The sequence below is a fragment of the Sphingomonas hankookensis genome, assembly GCF_022664465.1.
Taxonomy (GTDB): Bacteria; Pseudomonadota; Alphaproteobacteria; order Sphingomonadales; family Sphingomonadaceae; genus Sphingomonas; species Sphingomonas hankookensis.
Window position 1 is genome coordinate 454,292 of record NZ_JAKREV010000002.1, and the last position, 21,431, is coordinate 475,722.

The 21,431-nt window shown below is 68.0% G+C and carries 21 protein-coding genes; all 21 read right to left on the reverse strand.

The genetic code is table 11. From position 1 onward, the window contains the following. Positions 1-2 precede the first annotated feature (2 nt). Positions 3-1,262: a cell division protein FtsA gene (gene ftsA, locus MF610_RS07530; RefSeq protein WP_242194478.1), complete on the reverse strand. Its 1,260-nt coding sequence runs from the start codon at positions 1,260-1,262 to the stop codon at positions 3-5. Between the two features lie 17 nt (positions 1,263-1,279). After that, positions 1,280-2,212 (reverse strand): cell division protein FtsQ/DivIB, encoded by a 933-nt coding sequence (locus tag MF610_RS07535; RefSeq protein WP_242194480.1) that lies wholly within the window; start codon positions 2,210-2,212, stop codon positions 1,280-1,282. Continuing rightward, the gene (locus tag MF610_RS07540; protein ID WP_339328515.1) at positions 2,209-3,132 is read right to left on the reverse strand and encodes a D-alanine--D-alanine ligase; all 924 of its coding nucleotides are present in this window, start codon (positions 3,130-3,132) and stop codon (positions 2,209-2,211) included. Before MF610_RS07540 ends, MF610_RS07535 begins: the two co-directional genes overlap by 4 nt. Positions 3,133-3,304: 172 nt before the next feature. Continuing rightward, positions 3,305-4,222 carry a UDP-N-acetylmuramate dehydrogenase gene (gene murB, locus MF610_RS07545; RefSeq protein ID WP_242194482.1) on the reverse strand — a complete coding sequence of 306 codons (918 nt, stop codon included), beginning with the start codon at positions 4,220-4,222 and terminating at the stop codon, positions 3,305-3,307. Continuing rightward, a complete protein-coding gene (locus tag MF610_RS07550) occupies positions 4,183-4,377 on the reverse strand; it encodes a hypothetical protein (RefSeq protein WP_242194484.1) in 195 nt (64 codons plus the stop codon). The genes murB and MF610_RS07550 overlap by 40 nt, the downstream gene beginning before the upstream one ends. Continuing rightward, entirely contained in the window at positions 4,374-5,780 is a 1,407-nt protein-coding gene (murC, locus tag MF610_RS07555) for a UDP-N-acetylmuramate--L-alanine ligase (protein WP_242194486.1), read from the reverse strand. The genes MF610_RS07550 and murC overlap by 4 nt, the downstream gene beginning before the upstream one ends. Then, positions 5,777-6,922 (reverse strand): undecaprenyldiphospho-muramoylpentapeptide beta-N-acetylglucosaminyltransferase, encoded by a 1,146-nt coding sequence (gene murG / locus MF610_RS07560; RefSeq protein WP_242194488.1) that lies wholly within the window; start codon positions 6,920-6,922, stop codon positions 5,777-5,779. Before murG ends, murC begins: the two co-directional genes overlap by 4 nt. Then, positions 6,919-8,151 carry an FtsW/RodA/SpoVE family cell cycle protein gene (locus tag MF610_RS07565; protein ID WP_242194491.1) on the reverse strand — a complete coding sequence of 411 codons (1,233 nt, stop codon included), beginning with the start codon at positions 8,149-8,151 and terminating at the stop codon, positions 6,919-6,921. The genes murG and MF610_RS07565 overlap by 4 nt, the downstream gene beginning before the upstream one ends. Beyond that, positions 8,148-9,560 (reverse strand): UDP-N-acetylmuramoyl-L-alanine--D-glutamate ligase, encoded by a 1,413-nt coding sequence (murD, locus tag MF610_RS07570; protein ID WP_380870966.1) that lies wholly within the window; start codon positions 9,558-9,560, stop codon positions 8,148-8,150. Before murD ends, MF610_RS07565 begins: the two co-directional genes overlap by 4 nt. After that, positions 9,557-10,627: a phospho-N-acetylmuramoyl-pentapeptide-transferase gene (gene mraY / locus MF610_RS07575; protein ID WP_242194494.1), complete on the reverse strand. Its 1,071-nt coding sequence runs from the start codon at positions 10,625-10,627 to the stop codon at positions 9,557-9,559. The genes murD and mraY overlap by 4 nt, the downstream gene beginning before the upstream one ends. Further along, positions 10,627-12,015 (reverse strand): UDP-N-acetylmuramoyl-tripeptide--D-alanyl-D-alanine ligase, encoded by a 1,389-nt coding sequence (locus MF610_RS07580; RefSeq protein ID WP_242194497.1) that lies wholly within the window; start codon positions 12,013-12,015, stop codon positions 10,627-10,629. Before MF610_RS07580 ends, mraY begins: the two co-directional genes overlap by 1 nt. After that, positions 11,999-13,414 (reverse strand): UDP-N-acetylmuramoyl-L-alanyl-D-glutamate--2,6-diaminopimelate ligase, encoded by a 1,416-nt coding sequence (locus tag MF610_RS07585; protein ID WP_242194500.1) that lies wholly within the window; start codon positions 13,412-13,414, stop codon positions 11,999-12,001. Before MF610_RS07585 ends, MF610_RS07580 begins: the two co-directional genes overlap by 17 nt. Next, the gene (locus MF610_RS07590) at positions 13,411-15,126 is read right to left on the reverse strand and encodes a peptidoglycan D,D-transpeptidase FtsI family protein (RefSeq protein WP_242194504.1); all 1,716 of its coding nucleotides are present in this window, start codon (positions 15,124-15,126) and stop codon (positions 13,411-13,413) included. The genes MF610_RS07585 and MF610_RS07590 overlap by 4 nt, the downstream gene beginning before the upstream one ends. After that, the gene (locus tag MF610_RS07595) at positions 15,123-15,707 is read right to left on the reverse strand and encodes a hypothetical protein (RefSeq protein WP_242194506.1); all 585 of its coding nucleotides are present in this window, start codon (positions 15,705-15,707) and stop codon (positions 15,123-15,125) included. The genes MF610_RS07590 and MF610_RS07595 overlap by 4 nt, the downstream gene beginning before the upstream one ends. Then, positions 15,707-16,657, reverse strand: a complete 951-nt coding sequence (gene rsmH, locus MF610_RS07600) for a 16S rRNA (cytosine(1402)-N(4))-methyltransferase RsmH (RefSeq protein WP_242194508.1) — start codon at positions 16,655-16,657, stop codon at positions 15,707-15,709. Before rsmH ends, MF610_RS07595 begins: the two co-directional genes overlap by 1 nt. Beyond that, positions 16,654-17,124 carry a division/cell wall cluster transcriptional repressor MraZ gene (locus MF610_RS19150; RefSeq protein ID WP_242194510.1) on the reverse strand — a complete coding sequence of 157 codons (471 nt, stop codon included), beginning with the start codon at positions 17,122-17,124 and terminating at the stop codon, positions 16,654-16,656. Before MF610_RS19150 ends, rsmH begins: the two co-directional genes overlap by 4 nt. Before the next feature lie 501 nt (positions 17,125-17,625). Continuing rightward, positions 17,626-17,907, reverse strand: coding sequence for a hypothetical protein (locus MF610_RS07610; RefSeq protein WP_242194513.1), 282 nt, complete (start codon positions 17,905-17,907; stop codon positions 17,626-17,628). An 11-nt stretch (positions 17,908-17,918) separates the two neighbouring features. Then, positions 17,919-18,911, reverse strand: coding sequence for a cysteine synthase A (locus MF610_RS07615; protein WP_242194516.1), 993 nt, complete (start codon positions 18,909-18,911; stop codon positions 17,919-17,921). An 85-nt stretch (positions 18,912-18,996) separates the two neighbouring features. Beyond that, positions 18,997-19,788 carry a LysR family transcriptional regulator gene (locus MF610_RS07620; protein WP_242194519.1) on the reverse strand — a complete coding sequence of 264 codons (792 nt, stop codon included), beginning with the start codon at positions 19,786-19,788 and terminating at the stop codon, positions 18,997-18,999. After that, a complete protein-coding gene (apaG, locus tag MF610_RS07625; protein ID WP_242194521.1) occupies positions 19,785-20,183 on the reverse strand; it encodes a Co2+/Mg2+ efflux protein ApaG in 399 nt (132 codons plus the stop codon). Before apaG ends, MF610_RS07620 begins: the two co-directional genes overlap by 4 nt. After that, positions 20,180-21,388 (reverse strand): trans-sulfuration enzyme family protein, encoded by a 1,209-nt coding sequence (locus tag MF610_RS07630; protein ID WP_242194523.1) that lies wholly within the window; start codon positions 21,386-21,388, stop codon positions 20,180-20,182. Before MF610_RS07630 ends, apaG begins: the two co-directional genes overlap by 4 nt. Between the last annotated feature and the right edge of the window lie 43 nt (positions 21,389-21,431).

The window sequence follows — 21,431 nt, forward strand, 5'->3', positions numbered from 1 at the left end:
AGTCAATAGTTGGTTCGGAATGCGGTCAACAGACGCTGAAACAACGCCCCGGTGCTGGGCCGCGATACCATCTGCTGCGTCGGCTGCAATGCGCGCAGGTCGACCGGGTTCGACGCGGCGAACATGGCGAGGCCGGCGAGCGTCGCGAATCCGGGACCCGAATGGGCATCGGGCAGCGCGGTCAGCCCGCGGGCACGGCCGACGCGGACCGGACGCCCCAGCGCCTGCTGCGCATAGTCGGCGATCCCCTTAAGCTCCGCACCACCACCGGTCAGCACCACCTGCCGCCCGACGGGATCCTCGAAGTTCAGCCGGCGCAGTTCCTTGTTGATCTCCGCTACCAGTCGGTCGAGCCGCTGGCGGATCACCGCGATCAGCTGGGCACGGGTGATCCGGGTCCCCTCGGCATCCTCGTCGACGCGGACCGGCGCGACATCGATCATGTCGTGGTTGTCGCGCGGGGACATGTTGGCCGAACCGTAGAAGCATTTCAGCCGTTCGGCCTGTGCGCGGTTGGTGCCGAAGGCGGAGGCAACGTCGTCGGTGATATCGCTGGCGCCCATCGCGATCGAGGCGAGGCCGGTCAGTACGCCATTGGCGAAGACCGAGACGTTGGTGATGCCCGCGCCGATTTCGACCAGCGCGACGCCCAGTTCGCGTTCCTCTTCGGACAGGCAGGCGAGGCCGGTGGCGACCGGCGCGGCGACGATCGACTTCGTCTCGAGATGTGCCGAGCGGACGCACAGGTCGAGATTGCGGACCGGCGAGCCTTCGGTCGCGACGACGTGGATTTCGACGCCGAGGCGATCGGCGTGCAGGCCCTTGGGTTCCTTCACGCCGCCCAGACCGTCTAGCGTGTAGCGCATCGGTTGCGCGTGCAGCACCATGCGCTGGCCCGGATCGATCGCGTTGCGGCCGGCCTTCAGCAGCGCATCGATATCCGACTGTTCGACGCGGTGGCCGCCCAGATCGACCTCGAGCTTGACGATATCGGACACGAGGCCGCCGGCCGAAAAGCTGACCCACACATCCTCGATATTGAAGCCGGCGATGCGTTCGGCCTGTTCGACCGCTTCGCGGACCGCCGTCTCGGTCGCCTTCATGTCGGCGATATAGCCGCGCTTGACGCCGCGGCTCTCGCGCTGGCCGGTGCCGAGCACGGTCAGTTCGCCGCCCTCACCCGCCTGCGCGATCAGCGCCGACACCTTCGACGTGCCGATGTCGAGTGCGGTGATGATCCCTTCCGGTGCCGTTTTCGCCATGGTCCCCTGCCCCCTGTTCAGTCGCCTTCGACCGGTTTCGCGGTCGACGCGGCATTGCCCTGCTCGCTGCCGTCATCACCGTTATCCGGTGTCGCATGTTTCATCCGCACGACCAGCTTGGTCGGATCGCGCAGGTCGAACCGGTCATAGCCCTTGCCGAGCAGGCCGAGCGTGCCGTCGAGCTGCGCGAACTTGACCAGCGCGCGCGCCGATTCCTTGTCGCCTTCGGGCAGGACCAGCCGTTCGCCGGTCTGGAACAGGATGTCCCAGCGGCGATTGCCGACCCAGATCGCGGCCTTCACCACGGGTTTGAGCGCGGGTGCGGCGGCCATCAGCTTGCGATAGGCCGGTTCCTGCGCATTGGCACCGTCGCCGATGACCAGCGGCAGGCGCGGCATCTTGTTGGGCTGCACGCCGTCCAAGAGCACGCCGCCTTCGTCGATCAGCATCAGCTGGCCCTTGTTCTGCCAGACGGCCGCGGGGTCGCGTTCGACCACGTCGACGACCAGCGTGTCGGGCAGCCGGCGCGAGACGCGGGCATCGGCGATCCAGCCATAGTCGAGCAGCTTCTGCCGCGTGGCGTCGAGATCGACCAGCGGCATGGCGCGCGAACGCTGGTCGAGCGCGACGGCATAGACCGAGGTCGCGTCCATCCGCTTCAGGCCGGTTACCTCGATCTGTTCGACGCGGAAGCCCGCCGCGCCGACCGCTTCGGCCGCCGCCACGCCGACCATGCCGAACAGCCCGAACCAGTTGGCGAGCGCGAGGACGATCGCCCCGGCACCGGCGGTCAGGCTCCACCCGACGATGCGGCGCGCGGTCGCAGCACCGCCGGGCAATGCCGCGACGGCTTGGTCAAGGACCGAGACGCGGACCGGACGCTTGGCCTGGACGCGACGCTTGGGTTTTACGGTGCGGGTCTGGACGACGCGCTTGCCGGTCTGGGTCATCGCATCGCCTCTTCCACGATCCAGCCGACGAGCTGCTCGTAGCTCATGCCGACATGGCGTGCCTGTTCGGGGACGAGGCTTAACGGAGTCATGCCGGGCTGGGTATTGGTTTCGAGGACGAACAGGCCGTCGATGCCGCGGTCGTCGTCCCAGCGGAAATCGGTGCGCGACGCGCCCTTGCAGCCGAGTACGCGGTGGGCGGTGACGGCATAGGCCATGCACGCCTGGGTAATGTCGTCGGGGATGTCGGCGGGGCAGACATGTTCGGTCAGGCCGTCGGTATATTTGCTGTCGTAATCGTAGAAGCCGCTCTTGGGCTTCAGTTCGGTCACGCCCAGCGCGCGGTCGCCCAGCACCGCGGTGGTCAGTTCGCGGCCGCGGATGAAGGGTTCGGCGAGGAGTTCGTCGAACTCCTGCCACGGACCCTTCGAGCCCTGCGCGATCGGGTTGCCATAGTTGCTGTCGTCGGTGACGATCGCGACGCCGACCGACGAACCTTCGCTGACCGGCTTCAACACATAGGGGCGCGGGAGCGGGTCACGCTCGTACAGTTCGGCGGTCTTGACGATGCGGCCACCGGGCATGGGGACGCCGGCGGGGACGAGCGCGTGCTTGGTCAGCACCTTGTCGATCGCGATGACCGAGGTGGCGAGGCCGCTATGCGTATAGCGCAGCCCCATCAGGTCCATCATCCCCTGCACCGTGCCGTCTTCGCCGGGCGTCCCGTGCAGCGCGTTGAAGACGAGGTCGGGCTTCGCTTCGGTCAGGCGCGCGGCGATGTTGCGGTCCATGTCGATGCGGGTGACTTTATGACCGAGCGATTCGAGGGCGGTCGCGACGCCGGCACCCGACATGAGCGAGACTTCGCGTTCCGACGACCAGCCGCCCATGAGGACGACGATGTGCAGGGGGTCGGTCACGCGTTCGGTTCCTTCGTTATCACATTATACCCGTTTGCTTCGAGCGCAGGGTCGAGCTTGCCGAGACCCGAAGTCGAGAAGGAGTTGCCCCAAACGACCGCGTTCTCGACGGACGCTTCTCGACTTCGCTCGAAGCTGCTCGAACCGAACGGGTTGGTTGGGGGAAGTTTGGTCACGCCACCCCTACCCGCTGGATTTCCCATTCGAGCGTCACGCCCGACTGCGCCAGCACCTTCGCCCGCACGTCCTCGCCCAGCGCCTCGATATCGGCGCTGGTGGCGTTGCCAGTGTTGAGCAGGAAGTTGCAGTGCTTTTCCGACACTTGCGCATCGCCGCGTATCAGCCCGCGACAGCCGGCGGCGTCGACCAGCGCCCACGCCTTGTGGCCATCGGGGTTCTTGAAGGTCGAGCCACCGGTCTTCGACCGCAATGGCTGCGAGGCTTCGCGCGCGGCGGCGATGCGGTCCATTTCGGCTTGGATCGCCCGAGGCTCGCCCTGTTCGCCGCGGAAGGTGGCAGACACCACGATCGCGCCGTCGGGCAGGTCGCTGTGACGGTAGCGATAGTTAAGGTCGGCGAGTGTCAGCGTCACCGGCGAACCGTCGCGCGTCACGACCTGCGCCTCGACCAGCACGTCCGCCACCTCGCGGCCATAGGCGCCGCCGTTCATCCGCACGAAGCCGCCGACCGTGCCGGGGATCGAGCGGAGGAACTCTACGCCGGCAATGCCTGCGTCGCGCGCGGTCGAGGACACGAGGATACCGCTCGCCCCGCCGCCGCAGGTAAGCGTCAGACCATCGGCTGTGACCTTGGCGAAGGGTTTGCCGAGGCGGACGACGACACCCGGCACACCGCCGTCGCGGACGATCAGGTTGGAGCCGAGGCCCAGCCCCATTACCGGGACCGCCGGATCGAGCGCACCGAGGAAGTCGCACAAATCGTCCGTGTCGGCCGGTTCGAACAGCAACTCGGCTGCGCCACCCGCCTTGAACCAGACGAGCGGGGCCAGCGGTGCGTTCGCGGTCAGTTTGCCACGGACCGGCGGCAGGGTCATTTCCCGCTGCCCCAGAAACGCGCCCACGCGGTCCATGCCTCTGCCTGCGCATCGGCGATCTGCTTGCCGACTTGCGTCATGTCGCGCGTTTCGGCGGTGTCGAGCAGCTTTTTCGCCGCGTCGAGCTGCGCCTGTTGCGCGCGCAGGATTTCGCGCTGCATCTCGATCGCGGTGGAGAACCAGTCGCTCATGCCAGCTTGCTCGCGATCGCGGTGGGCAGGCCGGCGGCAATCTTCGTGATGTCACCCGCGCCGAGGCAGACGATCAGGTCACTGTCCTGTCCTTCGGCGGCCAACGCGGTGGCCAGCGAGTCCTTGTCCGCCGCGACCTGTGCCGAGCGGTGGCCGCGCAGGCGGATGCCGTCGACCAGTGCCTCGGCGCTGACGCCTTCGACCGGGGTTTCGCCGGCGGCGTAGACGGGGAGGACATGGACCGCATCGGCGTCGTTGAACGCCTGGGCGAACTCGTCCATCAGCGCACCCAGTCGCGAATAGCGGTGCGGCTGGACGACGGCGATCACCCGGCCACCGGTCGCTTCGCGCGCGGCAGAGAGGACCGCACGGATTTCGACCGGGTGGTGGCCGTAATCGTCGATCACGGTCATGCCGGCGACTTCACCGACGCGAGTGAAGCGGCGCTTCACGCCGCCGAACTTGGCGAAGCCCTGTGCGATGGTCGCGTCGTCGAGGCCGAGTTCGACGGCGACGGCGATCGCCGCCAGCGCGTTCTGGACATTGTGGCGACCGGCCATGGGCAGGTGAATGCCCGTGATGGTGCGGGTCTGGCCGTCGCGGTCGCGGACCACGCAGTCGAAACGGTTGCCGTCGCGGCCCGCCGTCACCTCGACACCGCGCACATCGGCCTGCGCGGCAAAGCCATAGGTGACGATGCGGCGGTCGCGGATGCGCGGGATCAGCGCCTGCACTTCGGGGTGGTCGAGGCACAGCACCGCCGCGCCGTAGAAGGGCACATTCTCGATGAACTCGACATAGGCGTCTTTCGCCCGGTCGAAGCTGCCATAATGGTCGAGATGTTCGGGGTCGATATTCGTCACGACCGCGATCGTGCCGTCGAGGCGCAGGAAGCTGCCGTCGCTTTCGTCCGCCTCGACCACCATCCAGTCCGATGCGCCGAGCCGGGCGTTCGAGCCGTAGGAGTTGATGATGCCGCCGTTGATGACGGTCGGATCGACGCCGCCGGCATCGAGCAGCGCGGCGATCAGCGAGGTCGTGGTCGTCTTGCCATGCGTCCCCGCGACCGCGACAGTCGATTTCAGGCGCATCAGTTCGGCCAGCATCTCCGCGCGGCGGACCACAGGGATACGCTTGGCAAGCGCATGGTCCCGTTCGGGGTTGCCGGGCTTGATCGCGGTCGAGGTGACGACCACCGCCACGCCCTCCACATTCTCCGCCCTGTGGCCGATATGCACGTCGATGCCGCGCCCGCGCAGGCCGTCGACGACATAGCCCTCGGCCACGTCCGACCCTTGCACCTTATAGCCGAGATTGTGCATCACTTCGGCAATGCCCGACATGCCGATGCCGCCGATGCCGACGAAATGGATCGTGCCGATGTCGGTAGCGACGCCCTTCACGCAAATGCTTCCTTCTGTCGTTTGGCGGGAGTGATCTTGCCCACTTTCGCCTTGGGTGCGTCGATGCTCTCGACCAGGTCGGCGAGGTCACGGACCGCGAACGGCCGGCCGCTGCTGCGCGCGCGGGCTGCGGCGTTGGCGAGCGCAGCGGGATCGAGGCCGAGCTTCTGGATCTGTTTCGCGAGTTCAGGCGCGGTGAACTGCGCCTGCTGGATCGAACGCCCGCCGCCCGCGGCCACGATCTCACGACAATTCGCCGTCTGGTGGTCGTCGGTCGCGCCGGGCAGCGGCACGAGGATCGCGGGACGGCCGGCGGCGGTCAGCTCGGCAATGGTCGAGGCGCCGGCGCGGGCGATGACGACATGGCTCCATGCCAGCCGGTCGGGCAGGTCGGGGAGATAGGTCGCGATCTCCGCCGGGATGCCGTGTTCGGCATATTTGGCACGCACCGCGTCGATATCTTCGATCCGCGCCTGATGCGTCACCTGCATCCGGCGGCGAAAGGCTACGGGCAACAGCGCGAGACCGTCGGGCACGACTTGGCTGAGGATGCTCGCCCCCTGGCTGCCGCCGGTCACCAGCACGCGGAAGATGCCTTCCTCGTCGAGTGCGGGATAGGGGCGTTCGCGGAGCGCCAGCACGCTTTCGCGCACCGGGTTGCCGACCAGATGGGTCTTGGGGACGTGCTTGTCCTTCAACCGGTCGACGCGTTCGTAGCTGGTGGCGATGGCATGGACGCTGCCCGCGACCAGCCGGTTGACCCGACCCAGCACGGCATTCTGTTCGTGGATGATCGTCGGCACCTTCTGCGCGAAGGCTGCGAGCAGCGCGGGGAGCGCGGGATAGCCGCCGAAGCCGATTACGGCCGAGGGGCGGAAGGTCTTGTACAGCTCGATCGCCATCGACCGGCCGGCCAGCATCTGCCGCCCGGCCTTGACCCAGCCGAGCGGACCGCCGCTCAGGCGCCCGGCGGGCAGGACATGGGTCTGGATACCGTCGAACAGGTCGGGAAAGCGCACGCCGCGTTCGTCGCTGACCAATGCGACGCGGTGGCCACGCCGGGTCAGTTCGGTCGCCAGCGCCGCTGCCGGGACCATATGTCCCCCGGTGCCCCCGGCGGCGAGGACATAGTGCTTGCTCATTTCGCTCCGCTCCAGCGCTGTGGGCCGTAAGGTGAGCGGCTCAGATACGGGTTCCGGCGGGTGAAAGCGAGCAGCAGTCCCATGCCGATCGACAGCGCGATCATCGACGACCCGCCGTACGAGATGAAGGGCAGCGTCATCCCCTTCGACGGAGCGATGCCGACATTGACCGCCATGTTGATGAGCGCCTGTGCGCCGAACTGTACGGCTAGGCCGGCGGCGGCGAGCAGCTTGAACGCGTCCTCCTCGTCCAGCAGGCGGACGAACACGCGCACGACGATGGCGAGGAAAATGATGGCGATGATGGCGCAGGCGATCAGGCCGAATTCTTCGCCGACCACCGCAAAGATATAGTCGGTATGCGCTTCGGGGAGCTTGAACTTGACGCGCCCGCCGCCGGGGCCGGTGCCGACCACCCCGCCCGCCGTCAGCACGGCGTGCGCCATATCGACCTGATAGCTGTCGGTGGCGGCGCTTGCGGGATCGGGGAACAGGAAGCCATCGATACGGACGCGCGCGGTGCCGTAGAAGGTGTAGGCGGCGGCGATCAGCCCGACGCCCGCCGCGCCGAGCAGCGCCATGGTGCGCACCGGGATGCCCGCGATCACCAGCAGCGCCGCCCAGACGCCGCAGAAAATCACGGTCTGGCCGAAATCGGGCTGGAGCATCAGGCAGCCGGCGATAACCGCGGTCAGCGCGCCGGTGACCCACAGCATCGGCAGTTGCGGGTCCTTCGCGCGCAGCGACAACAGCCACGCCGTCGTGACGATGAACATGGGTTTGAGGAACTCGGACGGCTGGAACTGGCCGACGCCGAGGTTGATCCAGCGCCGCGCGCCGTTCGCCTCCACGCCGACGAACGGCGTGACCATCAGCGCGAGGACCAGCACCGCGGCGCCCAGCAGGCACAGCCGCCGCGCGAGCGTGACCGGCAGCATCGACACGACGATCATCACCGGAAAGGACAGCGCGATCCACCCCGCCTGTCGCCAGAAATACATCATCGGCGGCACGGTGACGTCGCCACCGGAATAGCGCACCGCCGAAGCGGGCGACGCCGCGGCGACCGCGACGAGGCCGATCGCGATCAACACCATCGCGATCAGCAGCAGGACGCGGTCGACTTCGCGAAACCACGCGCCGATCGGCGAGCGCGCGCTGCGCCCCTGCAACGTCTCGACCCGTTGCCGCAGCGCCCGGACGTCGCGTCCGCGTACCGTATCGGTCATTGCAATGCCCCCACCGCCGCCGCGAAGGCGCGTCCCCGCGCTTCGAAATCACTGAATTGGTCGAACGACGCGCACGCCGGCGACAAAAGTACGGTATCGCCCGGCTGCGCGACTGTCGCGGCCAATTTTACCGCCTCGTCCAATGTGTTGGCGATGGTTACCGGCAGGTCGGGCGCAAGGAGCTCGGCGAAGCGCTGTGCGGCGGTGCCGATGGTGTAGGCGTGGACGATATTGCCGAAACCGGGGCGGCAGGCGTCGAGGTCGTCGGACTTGGCGAGGCCGCCGACGATCCAGTGGATGCGGGCGAACGCATTGAGCGCCGGCGCGGTCGAATCCGGGTTCGTGGCCTTGCTGTCGTCGACATAGGCGACGCCGCCTACGTCCGCGACATGTGCCATCCGGTGCGGGAGCGCACGGTAACTTTGGAGACCAGCGCGGATGGTGTCGGCGGCGAGGCCGAGCGCTTCGCAGACGGCGATGGCGGTCAGCGCGTTCTGGGCATTGTGGGGGCCAGCGAGTGCGGGGCCATAGGCAGGTGCATCGGCGGGTACGCTGATGCGGGTGGCGCGCGGCAGCGTGTCGGCGATAGCGGCCGAGGTCGCGTCGCCGGTGCCGATGATCGCGGCATGGCCTGCCGACTGCATCGCGAACAGGCGCGCCTTTGACGCTGCATAGGCTTCGAAGCCGGCATAGCGGTCGAGATGGTCGGGGGTGATGTTGAGCAGCACGGCGACGTCGCAGTCGAGGCTGTAGGTCAAGTCGATCTGGTAGCTCGACAATTCGAGGACATAGACCCCGCCCTCCGGCAGCGGGTCCTGCGCGAGGATCGGCAGGCCGATATTGCCGCCCATCCTCGTGGGGATGCCGGCCTGGTCGAGGATGTGGTGGATCAGGGCGGTGGTGGTCGACTTGCCGTTGGTGCCGGTGATGCCGACGGCCTTGTGCGGCGGCAGGTCAGCGCGGGCCTGGGCGAAGAGTTCGATGTCGCCGATGATGGGGGTGTCGCCGGCGTGGGTGACGATCGGGTGGCGGTTGAGGGGCACGCCGGGCGACACGACGACGCCGTCGAAGCCGGTGAGGTCGATCGTCAGCGGGTCGGCAAACACCAAAGCCCTCTCCCCCATGGGGGAGTTCCGGGTCGGTTGTGCCCCCGGCACAACCTCAACAGCGCGGGGCGCTGTTGACCCGGAACTGGTTGGGAGAGGGGGTGTCGCGGGCGCTGTCGCAGAAGAAGGCCCCTCTCCCCGCGAGCGGGGAGAGGGAGAAAGGGCGTTGCGCTTTGCCGCATCGCCGTCCCACGCGACAACCTCCGCCCCACCGGTCAGCAGCGCTCGTACCGTCGCCGCGCCGGAGCGCGCCAGCCCCAGCACCGCGAACTTCTTGCCCACCCAGGCGGCAGCGACAATCACCGCAGCTTCAGCGTCGACAGGCCGGCCAGCGCCAGCACGAACGCCACGATCCAAAAGCGGATCACGACCGTCGCCTCGGCCCAGCCGAGCTGTTCGAAATGATGGTGGATCGGCGCCATGCGGAAGATGCGCTTGCCGGTGCGCTTGTACCAGAAAACCTGGATGATGACCGACAGCGCCTCGACGACGAACAGCCCGCCGATGATCGCCAGCACGATTTCATGATGCGACGACACCGCGATCGCACCCAGCGCGCCGCCGAGCGCCAGACTGCCGGTATCGCCCATGAACACCGCCGCCGGGGGAGCGTTGTACCACAGGAACGCCAGCCCCGCCCCGACAATCGCCCCGCAGAACAGCGCGAGGTCGCCCGCGCCCAGCACATGCGGAATGCCGAGATAGGCGGCGAACTTGGCATTGCCGACCATGTATACGATCAGCATCAGCGCGACCGAGGCGATAATGACCGGCATCGTCGCGAGGCCATCCAAGCCATCGGTCAGGTTCACCGCATTGCCGAACGCGACGATCGTAAAGGCGGCAAAGATCACGTAGAACGGCCCGAGGTCGATCGCGACGTTCGAGAAGAACGGGACATAGAGCATCGTGCCGGTCTGCTGGATGATGATCCAGCTGGCGATGCCGGCAATCAGGAATTCGAGCAACAAGCGGGTGCGGCCCGACACGCCCGCGGTGCTGGCCTTTCGCACCTTGTCATAATCGTCAAGGAAGCCGATCGCAGCGAACCCGAGCGTCACGAACAGGCACGCCCAGACGAACGGATTGGCAAGGTCCATCCACAGCAACACCGACGTGGCGAGCGAGGTGAGGATCATCAACCCGCCCATGGTCGGCGTGCCGCGCTTGGCGAGGTGGGTCTGTGGCCCATCGAGGCGGATCGGCTGCCCCTTGCCCTGGCGCACGCGCAGCCAGCCGATGAAGCGCGGGCCGATGATGAGCCCCAGGAACAGCGCCGTCGCCGTCGCCGCACCGGTGCGGAACGACAAATACCGGAACAGGTTCAGCACACCGGGAAAGCCGAGATATTCGGCGAGTTCGTACAACATCAGTCCTGGCCCCACAGGTCGGCGACGACCCGCGCCAGCCCCACCCCGTTCGATCCCTTTACGAGTACCGCGTCGCCCGGCGCGATAAGGTCGGACAGGACCTGTGCGGCGGCGGCGGCGTCGGGCACATGGACGGTTTCGATGCGGCCCTCAAGCGCCTTGGCGAGGGGAAGCATCCCCGCCCCCACCAGTACGGCGCGCGAAACGCCCGCTTCGTCGATGGGAACCGCCAGCGCGGCGTGATAGGCGTCCGACGACTCGCCCAGCTCGCGCATTTCGCCCAGCACCGCGATGCGGCGATCGGCGCGTTCGGCGGCAAGAACCTTCAGCGTGGCGCGCATCGATGCGGGGTTGGCGTTGTAGCTTTCGTCGATCAGCAGCGCGTCGCCGCCCGCCAGCGTCAGCCTGCGGCGAGCGCCACGACCGGCAAGGCCCGCAAGGTCGGCGAGCGCGAGGCCGGCAACGCCCAGATCGCCGCCGATCGCATCGACCGCCGCCATTACTGCCAGCGAATTGGCGACCCAATGTTCGCCCGGCGGGGCGAGCGTGTAGCTGACTTCACGCGTTCCCAGCCGCGCGGTGACGAAGCTGTCGCCGCCCGACAGGCGGACATGCTCGATCGCGCGCACATCGGCGCCTTCACGCAGGCCGAAGGTCACGATCTTCGCAGCGTGCGGCCGGGCAGCGGCGATCAGCGTGTCGCGGTGCGGGCTGTCATACGGCACGATGGCGATGCCACCCTCGACCAGCCCTTCGAAAATCTCGCCCTTGGCACGGGCGATCGCATCTTCGCCCGTGAAGAATTCGGTATGGGCGGGTGCGATCGTCGTGACGATCGCGACCTCGGGGTGAACGAGGCGGGTCAGTTGCGACAGTTCGCCCGCATGGTTCATGCCCATTTCGAACACCGCCGCCTCTGTCGACGCCGGCATCCTGGCGAGGCTGAGCGGCACGCCCGTATGGTTGTTGTAGCTCTTGACCGAGCGATGCGCGTTGCCGTGAGTGATCCGGTCGAGCGCGGCGAACAGCGCTTCCTTGGTCCCGGTCTTGCCGACCGATCCGGTCACGCCGATGATCCGCGACGCGGTCCGCGCGCGGGAAGCGGTGGCGAGCTGGTTCAGCGCGACCGTCGTGTCGTCGACCCGCACATGCGGGCCGTCGACCGGGCGCGACACGATCGCGCCCGCCGCCCCTTGCGCGAACACTTGGGCTACGAAGCGGTGCCCGTCGGTCGCCTCGCCCGACAGTGCGACGAACAGGTCGCCCGGTCCGACTTCGCGGCTGTCCAAGGCGACGCCGTTGGCGGTGAAATCGGTGGAGGCGGTGCCCCCGGTCGCGGCGGCGATGGCGGCGGCGGTCCAGAGCGGCCCGTCAGCCCGCACAGTCACGCGCCACCTGTACGTCGTCGAACGGCAGGATCATGTCGCCGACGATCTGGCCCTGCTCGTGCCCCTTGCCCGCGATCAGCACGATGTCGCCCGGTTGCGCCATGTCGCACGCGGCGCGGATCGCGGCACGGCGGTCGCCGATCTCGGTCGCGTTCGGCGCGCCGGCCATCACCTGCGCGCGAATCTGCGCGGCGTCCTCGGTGCGAGGATTGTCGTCGGTGACGATCGCCACGTCGGCGCGGGCGGCGACGACCTCGCCCATCGGCGCGCGCTTGCCATTGTCGCGGTCGCCGCCGGCGCCGAACACGACGATCAGCCGCCCGTCGGCATGGGGACGCAGCGCAGCGATGGCGGCCTCCAATGCATCGGGGGTGTGCGCGTAATCGACATAGACCGGCGCACCGTTCGGCAGGATCACCGCGCGTTCCAGCCGCCCGCGCACCGGCTGCAACCGCGCCAGTCCGGCGAGCGTCGCCGCGAGCGTGCCGCCGGTTGCCAGCACGAGGCCCGCAGCAGTGAGCGCGTTCGCCGCCTGATAGGCACCGATCAGCGGCAACTGTACCTTGTGCGTCGCGCCCTCGGCCTCGATGGTCAGCACCTGTCCGAGCAGGCTGGGGTCGCGGCCGACCAATCGCAGCGTCTCGCCATGTTCACCAACGGTGATCAGGCGATTGCCGCGGACCCGGGCGAGGTCCATCACCCGGTCGGCATGGGGATCGTCGATCCACACCACCGCGGTGCCGTCGTCGGCGAGCACTTCGGAAAACAGGCGCAGCTTGGCGGTCAGGTAGCTCGCCATGTCGCCATGATAGTCGAGGTGGTCGCGGCTGAGGTTGGTGAAGGCCGCCGCGCGGACCGGGAGCCCTTCGGTGCGATATTGCGACAGGCCGTGGCTCGACGCCTCGAACGCGACATGGGTCACGCCCTCGCGCGCCAGCCCCGCGACGTTCGACAGGAAGGTGACGATGTCGGGCGTGGTCAGGCCGGTCACGACGCGTTCGTCGGCGGTGGTAACGCCCAGCGTGCCGATCGACGCGGCGTGGTGGCCCTGCATCCGCCACAGTTGTCGCACCATTTCGACGGTGCTGGTCTTGCCGTTGGTGCCGGTCACCGCGACGCAGGTCGGCGGGAACGGCGCGAAGAAGGCGGCGGCGGCGCGGGCGAAGGCTTCGCGCGGGTCCTGCGCGGCGATGTGGACGGCGCCTTCGACCACCGCTTCGGGACGGGCGACGACGGCGACGGCGCCGGCGGCGATGGCGGCGGGAATGAAATCCTCGCCATTGACCCGCGCGCCTTCGAAGGCACCGAAGATCGTGCCCGGCGCGACCTTGCGATGATCGATCGCGAAGCCGGTCACCGTTTGCGGTTCGTCACCGCCCGTGATCGTTCCTAATTTCATTCGACGTTCGCCAGCTTCTTCGCATCACCCGGCGCGTGCCACAGCAGCCCGCGCAATCCGGCGATGTCGATATCGGCATTGGCGTCGGGAATCACCCCCAACAATGGACCGGTGCGCGAGATCACCCGGCTGACTACCGGTGCGGCGGTCCACGCGGCGCTGGTGAAGCCGAAGGTTTCCTTCGTCCCCTTCGGGCTGTCGAGCATCGCGATCACGACATAGCGCGGGCGATCCATCGGGAAGACCGCCGCGAAGGTCGAGACGTTGACCTTCTTCGAATAGCCACCGCCGGCGCCGACGGTTTCGGCAGTGCCGGTCTTGCCGCCGACGCGGAAGCCCGGTGCCTCCGCCTTGCGCCCGGTACCGTCGGTGACGACGAGGCGTAGCAGGCCGCGCATCTTGGCGCTGGTCGCTTCCGAAAACACGCGGCTGCCCGCCGGGGCCTGTCCGGGCTTGAGCTTGAGCATCGTCGCCGGACGCCAGATGCCGCCATTGACCAGCGCGGCATACGCGCTGGCAAGGTGCAGCGGCGTAACCGCGATACCGTGCCCGTAAGCGGTGGTCATCGTCGTCGTGCGGCCCCAGTAATGCGGCCAGATGGTGCGCGACTTTTCGAGCTGGATATCGGGCGCGGCGTCGAAATGGAGCGAACGGAACAGCTTTTCCATCCGCGACTGCCCCATTTCGTCGGCGATGCGCGCGGTGGCGATGTTCGACGAATGGACCAGCGTCTCGGGGATGTTCAGCCAGCGCTTCTGCGCATGGTCGTCGCGGATGCGGAAGCCGCCGACGGCCAGCGGCTGGGTCGCGTCATAGCGCTTGGACAGTGACGGCACGACGCCGGTATCGAGCGCGGCGGCCATGGTCAGCGGCTTGAACGCCGATCCCAGCTCGTACACGCCCTGCGTCACCGTGTTCATCTGTCCGGTGTTGGCGGTCACATGGTTGGGGTTGAACGTCGGCAACGAGGTCATCGCGATCACCTCACCGGTATCGCTGTCGAGCACGATGCCACCGGCACCGCGCGCCTGGAACACCGCCATCGCGTTGGCCAGTTCGCTCTCCAGTGCCGCCTGCACGCGCAGGTCGAGGCTGAGCGCGACCGGACGTCCGCGCTCGGCCGGATCGACCAGCCGGGCGTTCAGGAACTTCTCCATGCCGCGCACGCCGCGCCCGTCCATGTCGAGATAGCCGAGCGCATGTGCCGCCATCGCGCTCTGCGGATACAGCCGCTCGGGCTCGCGACCCAGCGCGATGCCCGGCTCACCCAGCGCGTTCACCGCCTGCACCAGTTCGGGCAGCGCGCGGCGGCGCAGATAGACGAAGCCGCGGTCGAGGTTCAGCTGCGTATAATAATAGGCCGCGTCGTGATCGGGCATCAGCGCGGCGAGTTGCTCCGCCAGCTGTTTCTTGTCTCCGATCACCTTGTCCGGACGGACCGCGATCGACCATGCGTCGATGGTGCGCGCGAGCGGCGCGCCGTTGCGATCGACCAGATCGCCGCGCAGCGGCACCAGCGCCGCCTCCGCCGCGATCGCCGAGCGTGGCTCGGCGGCGACCGCCAGCAGCATCAGCCGCGCGAGGATGACCGTGACGCCCGCCGCGAACAACAGCATCAGCACCATCAACCGGTAATGAGCGATGTTGACCAGCGTGTGGCGGCCGCCGTCGGCACGTTGCTGGTTGAGGGGGGGCGCCACGACGACGATCACGGCCGGGCGGCTTCCTTGCGCGCCGAACGCGCGAGGTCGGCCATCGTCGCGTCGCTCAGCAGCGTGCGGTCGAGCATCGCGACGGCCCGCGCCTTGGCCGGCACGACGGCAGCGGTGCGGACCGCGCCGACCGGCTTCACGACCGGCTTGGCCTTTTCGGCCTTGGCCGGCGCGACGACGGGAGCGGCGGTGATGGCAGTGGCGGCGAGCGTGGGTTCGGGGGTTGCGGCGGCCATTTCCATCGGGGCGGCCGGCACGACATAAGCGAGGGCGACGTTGCCGCCTTCGGTCCGGCCCGGCAGCGATGCCAGCTGGTGTTCGCCGCCGACATATTGTTCGGCGCGCGGTGCGGCGAGCGACAGGACGTCACCGTTCCAGCGTTCGAGCTGCGCCATGTTCGCGCGGGTGTCGAATTCGGTTTCCAGCGCGCGGATGTCCTTGCGCGCCTGCACGATCGAGCGCTCGACCGCCTCGACCCGGCCGCGTTCCGCCGCGCCCTGCGAGATGACGAGATAGAAGGCCGGCGCCATCACGCCGACCGCCACCAATTTACCGAGGGTCCCGAACCCGAACGTCCCCATTACATCGCACTCCCGTTCGAACTCCACGGCGCCGCAGCCGTGCGAAGCCCCACGCGCAACGTCGCCGAACGCGCGCGCGGATTGGCCGATATCTCTTCGTCACTGGGCCGCACCGCCTTGGCGATGTTGCCGAAGCTTGGCGCCGGCCCCTGCGCCACGACCGGGCGGTGGCGCGACCCGGCAGGCATCGCGCCGCCATGTTCGCGCAGGAACCGCTTCACGATCCGGTCTTCCAGACTGTGGAAGCTGACCACCGACAACCGCCCGCCGGTTCGCAGCACCCGCTCCGCCGCGTCGAGCCCGGCGGTCAGCTCGCCCAGCTCATCGTTCAGGTGGATGCGAATCGCCTGGAACGCGCGGGTCGCCGGGTCCTTCTTTTCGTGCGGACGATGGCCCAGCGCGCGGCGGACGACTGCGGCGAGTTCGCCGGTGCGTGCCAGCGGCCGTGCGCCGACGATGAAGTTCGCGACGCGGCGGTGGCGCGGTTCCTCGCCATAGCGGTCGAGCACGTCCGAAATCTCGGCCTCGTCGGCGGTGTTGAGCCATTCGGCGGCGGTCAGCCCCTCGCGGCTCATCCGCATGTCGAGCGGACCGTCATATTGGAAGGAAAAGCCGCGATCGGCCTGATCGAGCTGCATCGACGACACGCCGATATCCATGACGACGCCCTCGACCGCGTCAATGCCACGCGCCGCCAGTTCGCCCACCATCGCCGAAAACGGCGCACGAATCAGCGTCAACCGCTCCCCTGCCTCGGCGAGCAGCGGCGCGGCGGCGTCGTGCGCGGTCGGATCGCGATCGAACGCGACGACATTGGCCCCTGCGGCCAGCATCGCGCGCGTATAGCCGCCCGCGCCGAAGGTCGCGTCGACATGCGTCTCGCCCGGCTGGATCGCGAGCGCGGCGACCGCTTCGGCCATCAGCACCGGGATATGCGGCGCGGCGGTCATTGCAGCCCCTTCTCTTCCATCAGAAACTCGCACAGCTCGCGCGTATCGGCGTCGATCTCGATATCGGCGATCAGCGTGAACGGGTCCCAGATGTTGAAGGTATCGCCACGTCCGTGGAAGAACGCCCATTTGTCGATCTTCGCACGGCGGCGATAGAAGGTCGGCAAGACGAAGCGACCGGCGCTGTCGAACGGCGCGGTCTCCAGGTTGCCGAACGCCTTGCCCGCGACATTGTAATCGGTGTCGGCATCCTCGTCGCTGCCCTGCGGCCGGCGCGAATAGAGCAGCTTCGGCCACGCGGCATCGAACGCGCTGAGGCAGACGTGCTTGCCGTGGCGCTTGAGCAGCAGTTCGCGGGAATCGGCGTTCTTCTCCAGCACCGAGCGCAGCTTGGCAGGCACTGCGACGCGACCCTTCGCGTCGACCGCCTGTAGCCCGTAGCTCAGGTAGAGTTCCCTCTCCGACACCTTGCCCCTGTTCCGTCACGCAGGAGAAGCGCCGCCGCCGGCAAATACGCGCCGGGCGGTGTGTTTCGACGATCCCAGGACCTGCCCCCTGTGACGTCCAAGACGTACCAAAACACAACATGGGTCACAATGGGAGAAGTTGGGTGAGAGTGGGAAAAAGCACCACCGGATAGTCAATTTATGGGATGTACGTTGTTTGTTCGCCAGCGTTCGGCGTCGGAATTTTGGTATGGGGATGGGATGGCCCGCCACCGGGGTGGGTGCGGGCGGGTGGAGGGGGTTTTCCGGGGGTTCGGTCCGGCGAATCTGTGCCGGGAACGGAGCTGTTCGGTAGGCTGCTGCAAGCTCGGCCCTGCCCACCACAAACGTCACCCCAGCGCAGGCTGGGGTCTCTCGCGGCAAGCAGAACGCGCTAGAAACGGGAAGACCCCAGCCTGCGTTGGGGTGACGCTCGCGGCTATAGGGCCACTCGAAAGTTTCCGGCTATCGGAACAACGGCGCTCAGCGCGCTTCGGGCACTACCGCATTGGCGCCCGGCGCGGCGCCGGGGGAAATGCCGAGTTCGGCCAGCGGCTCGTCGGGATTACCCGCTGCCGCAAGATTCGCCAGCGCGACATTGGCCTGTTCCTCGACGGTCGCGACATCCTCGCCGATCGGCGGTTCGTCGATCGCCGAGCGGAACAGCGCGCTCGCCAGCACGATCAGCAGCACGACCAGCACCAGTCCGGTCGCGCCGACGCGCAGGCGTTGCAGAAGCTGGGATTGGTCGGAACGCGGCACCATCTGCGGCGGTGTTACGACGAACTGTCCCCGCTGTCGACCGCCAACCCCTTCGCCGCCAGCCATGCCGGATCGTAGAGCGTCGAGAGGTAGCGGAAACCCGTGTCGCACAGGATCGTCGCGACGCGGCTGCCCGGCCCCCGCTGCCGCGCGAGCAGCACCGCGCCCGCGACGTTGATGCCCGACGACAGGCCGAGGCATAGCCCCTCCTCCGCCAGCAGCCGCCGGACCCAGACCATGCCTTCCGCGTCCGACACGCGGAACTGGGTGTCGATCGGCGCCCCGTCGAGATTGGCGGTAATCCGTCCCTGCCCGATCCCCTCCGCGACCGACGTGCCTTCGGAGCGCAACTCGCCATGGGCATAATAGTCGTACAGCGCCGCGCCATGCGGATCGGTCAACGCGATCGTTACCGATTCGTCCTTTTCCTTCAGGCCCAGCCCGACGCCGGCGAGCGTCCCGCCGGTGCCGGCGGCGCAGGTGAAGCCGTCGATCCGCCCCTCCATCTGCGCCCAGATCTCCGGCGCGGTGCCGACGATATGCGCACGGCGGTTGGCGATATTGTCGAACTGGTTCGCCCAGATCGCGTTGGGCGTTTCCTCGGCGATCCGCCGGCTGGTGTGGACGAAATGCCCGGGGTTCGAATAGGGTGCGGCGGGGACAAGTACCAACTCGGCGCCGAGCGCGCGCAGCGTGTCCATCTTCTCGCGGCTCTGCGTCTCGGGCATGACGATGATCGTCTTGTAGCCCTTGGCATTGGCGACCAGCGCCAGGCCGATGCCGGTATTGCCCGCCGTCCCCTCGACGATCGTGCCGCCGGGCTGGATCAGGCCCCGTGCCTCGGCATCCTCGACGATGAACAGTGCCGCGCGGTCCTTCACGCTGGCGCCGGGGTTGGCGAATTCGCACTTCGCGAAAATCTCCGCGCCGGCAGCCTCGCTCGGCCCCTTCAGGCGGACGAGCGGGGTGTTGCCGATCAGGGCGAGCGTGTCGGGAGCAGTATGCATCACTTCCAGATGGCGCGGTACGCCCGCCGGGGCAAGCGCGGCGGCAGGTAGAATGCATTGGCGGGCGGCAATGGTGGCTTTGGCCCTACCCCACCAGCGCGTCCACCAATGCCTTTACCTTCGCCTGTCGCCATTGCGGCAAGGGTGCCACCAGCCAATAGCCGAGCCGCCCGGACTTGGGCTCGCCGACCACCGCGACGCGGCCGGCGGTAATGTCGTCGCGGGCCAGTAGCTCAGGCACGGTAGCGCGACCAAGACCGGCCGCCGCGGCATCGATTGCGAGGCCGGCATCGGCGACGCGGACCAGCGCGCTGGCGTCCTCGGGCGAGCAGCCGGGCCAGCCGATGCGGGTGTCGGTGCCGCCACCGGCGCGTTCGATCGTGACCATGCCGTCCGATTCGAGCGCCTCGCCCTCATGCGCGCCGGGCCCCTCGCCCCAGCGGATCGCCAGGTCGAGATTGGCTTCGGTGAAGTCGAGCGCATCGTCCGTCGCGACCAGCGCGAAGCGGAGTTCGGGATCGGCGGCGGCGATGCGCGACAGGCGCGGCAGCAGCCATTTTTGCGTCAGGTCGCGCGGTGCGGCGATGGTCAGCGACTTGGACGACTGCCCCGCCTGCATCGCGCGAACCGCCTCCTCGAACTGCAGGAAACCGCCGCGTAGCGCGACCAACCCCGCCTCGCCCTCCGGCGTCAGTTCGAGGCCGCGGGTCGTGCGGCGGAACAGGACGACGCCCAGCGTATCCTCCAGCGCGCGAACCTGCTGGCCCACGGCGGCCGGGGTCACCGCCAGTTCGTCGGCGGCACGGGTGAACGACAGATGCCGGGCGGCGGCGTCGAGCACGCGCAGCCCGTTCAGCGGCAGGTGCGTCCGCTTCATGCGCCCACCGCCGGCGCCAGCAGCGCGAAGCGCGGGATCGCCACGTCGAACGTGTCGCCGTCATCGGCCAGCATGTGATAGCTACCCTGCATCGCGCCGGTCGGCGTCGAGAGCGGGCAACCCGACACATAGTCGAAGCTGCCGTCCGGTTCGATCACGGGCAGTTCGCCGATCACGCCTTCACCCTCCACGCTATGCCGTTCGCCGCGGCCATCGGTGATGATCCAGTGGCGGGTGAGCAGTTGCACCGTCCGGTCCGACCCGTTCTCGATCCGGATATGATAGGCCCAGAACCAGCGCCCCTGCTGCGGTTGCGACTGTTCGGGCAGATAGGTCGCCGACACCCGCACCACGATGCCATCGGTCGTCGCCTCGTGCGGGAACAGCGCCTTCATAGGGCGACCGCGCGCAAGGCCTGATCGAGGTCGGCGATCAGGTCCTCGGGATCCTCCAGACCGACATTGATGCGGATCATGCCTTCGGAAATCCCCATCTCGATCCGCTTTTCCTCGGCCACGCCCGAATGGGTGGTCGAGGCGGGATGCGTCATCAGCGAGCGCGAATCGCCGATGTTGTTCGAGATATCGATAAGTTGCAGCGCATCGAGCAGCCCGTGCGCCTGGGCACGCCCGCCGTCCAGTTCGAACGAGAAGATCGGCCCGGCCATCTTCATCTGCCGCATCGCCAGCGCGTGCTGCGGGTGGCTGGGCAGGCCCGGCGCATTGATCCGCGGCACGCGCGCTTCGAGGAAGCTCGCGACCTTCAGCGCGTTTTCCGACTGGCGCATCACGCGCAGGTCGAGCGTCTCCAGCCCTTTAAGCACCACCCAGGCGTTGAACGCGCTGAGCGTCGGCCCGGTGTTGCGGGTGAAGGGCAGCAGCACGTCGTCGATGAACGCCTTGCGGCCGCACACCGCACCGGCCAGCACGCGGCCCTGCCCTTCCATCAGCTTGGTGGCGCTATAGGCAACGACGTCGGCGCCGAAGTCCATCGGCCGTTGCAGCGCCGGGCTGGCAAAGGCGTTGTCGACCACCGTGACGATGCCACGCTCGCGTGCCGCGGCGCAGATCGCGGTCAGGTCGGCGACGTCCATCGTCGGGTTGGCCGGCGTTTCGAAGAACCAGACCTTGGTATTGGGACGGCTGGCATCGATGAACGCCTGCGTATCGCGGGCATCCACGACGTCGGTCTCGATCCCGAATTTCGGCAGCAGCGTGTCGGTCAGCCAGCGGCACGACCCGAACGCGGCACGCCCGCCGACCAGATGGTCGCCCGCCGACAGCTGACACAGCAGCGCCGCCGTCATCGCCGCCATGCCGGTCGCCATGGTGCGACAGCCCTCCGCCCCCTCGAGCAGGGCGATGCGTTCCTCCAGCATCTCGACCGTCGGGTTCTGCAAGCGCGAATAGGTCATACCGACCTGATCGCCCGCGAACCGTGCCGCGGCGTCGCCGGCACAGTCATAGGCATATCCCGAGGTGAGGAACAACGCCTCCGACGTTTCGCCATATTCGCTGCGCGCAGTGCCGCCGCGCACGGCCTGCGTTGCGGGACGCCAGGTGGCGGTGATGCTGCGGTCTTGTCCGGTCTTGCGCTTCATGGGCACGGTCTTTGCGCGTTCGGAAGACAAATTTCCAGTGCGG

Coding starts and splice junctions, on each gene's coding strand:
- ftsA (WP_242194478.1), bottom strand. CDS start 1,262: ATGGCGAAAACGGCACCGGAAGGGATCATCACCGCACTCGACATCGGC.
- MF610_RS07535 (WP_242194480.1), bottom strand. CDS start 2,212: ATGACCCAGACCGGCAAGCGCGTCGTCCAGACCCGCACCGTAAAACCC.
- murB (WP_242194482.1), bottom strand. CDS start 4,222: ATGGACCGCGTGGGCGCGTTTCTGGGGCAGCGGGAAATGACCCTGCCG.
- MF610_RS07550 (WP_242194484.1), bottom strand. CDS start 4,377: ATGAGCGACTGGTTCTCCACCGCGATCGAGATGCAGCGCGAAATCCTG.
- murG (WP_242194488.1), bottom strand. CDS start 6,922: ATGAGCAAGCACTATGTCCTCGCCGCCGGGGGCACCGGGGGACATATG.
- MF610_RS07565 (WP_242194491.1), bottom strand. CDS start 8,151: ATGACCGATACGGTACGCGGACGCGACGTCCGGGCGCTGCGGCAACGG.
- mraY (WP_242194494.1), bottom strand. CDS start 10,627: ATGTTGTACGAACTCGCCGAATATCTCGGCTTTCCCGGTGTGCTGAAC.
- MF610_RS07585 (WP_242194500.1), bottom strand. CDS start 13,414: ATGAAATTAGGAACGATCACGGGCGGTGACGAACCGCAAACGGTGACC.
- MF610_RS07595 (WP_242194506.1), bottom strand. CDS start 15,707: ATGGGGACGTTCGGGTTCGGGACCCTCGGTAAATTGGTGGCGGTCGGC.
- rsmH (WP_242194508.1), bottom strand. CDS start 16,657: ATGACCGCCGCGCCGCATATCCCGGTGCTGATGGCCGAAGCGGTCGCC.
- MF610_RS07610 (WP_242194513.1), bottom strand. CDS start 17,907: ATGGTGCCGCGTTCCGACCAATCCCAGCTTCTGCAACGCCTGCGCGTC.
- MF610_RS07615 (WP_242194516.1), bottom strand. CDS start 18,911: ATGCATACTGCTCCCGACACGCTCGCCCTGATCGGCAACACCCCGCTC.
- MF610_RS07620 (WP_242194519.1), bottom strand. CDS start 19,788: ATGAAGCGGACGCACCTGCCGCTGAACGGGCTGCGCGTGCTCGACGCC.
- apaG (WP_242194521.1), bottom strand. CDS start 20,183: ATGAAGGCGCTGTTCCCGCACGAGGCGACGACCGATGGCATCGTGGTG.
- MF610_RS07630 (WP_242194523.1), bottom strand. CDS start 21,388: ATGAAGCGCAAGACCGGACAAGACCGCAGCATCACCGCCACCTGGCGT.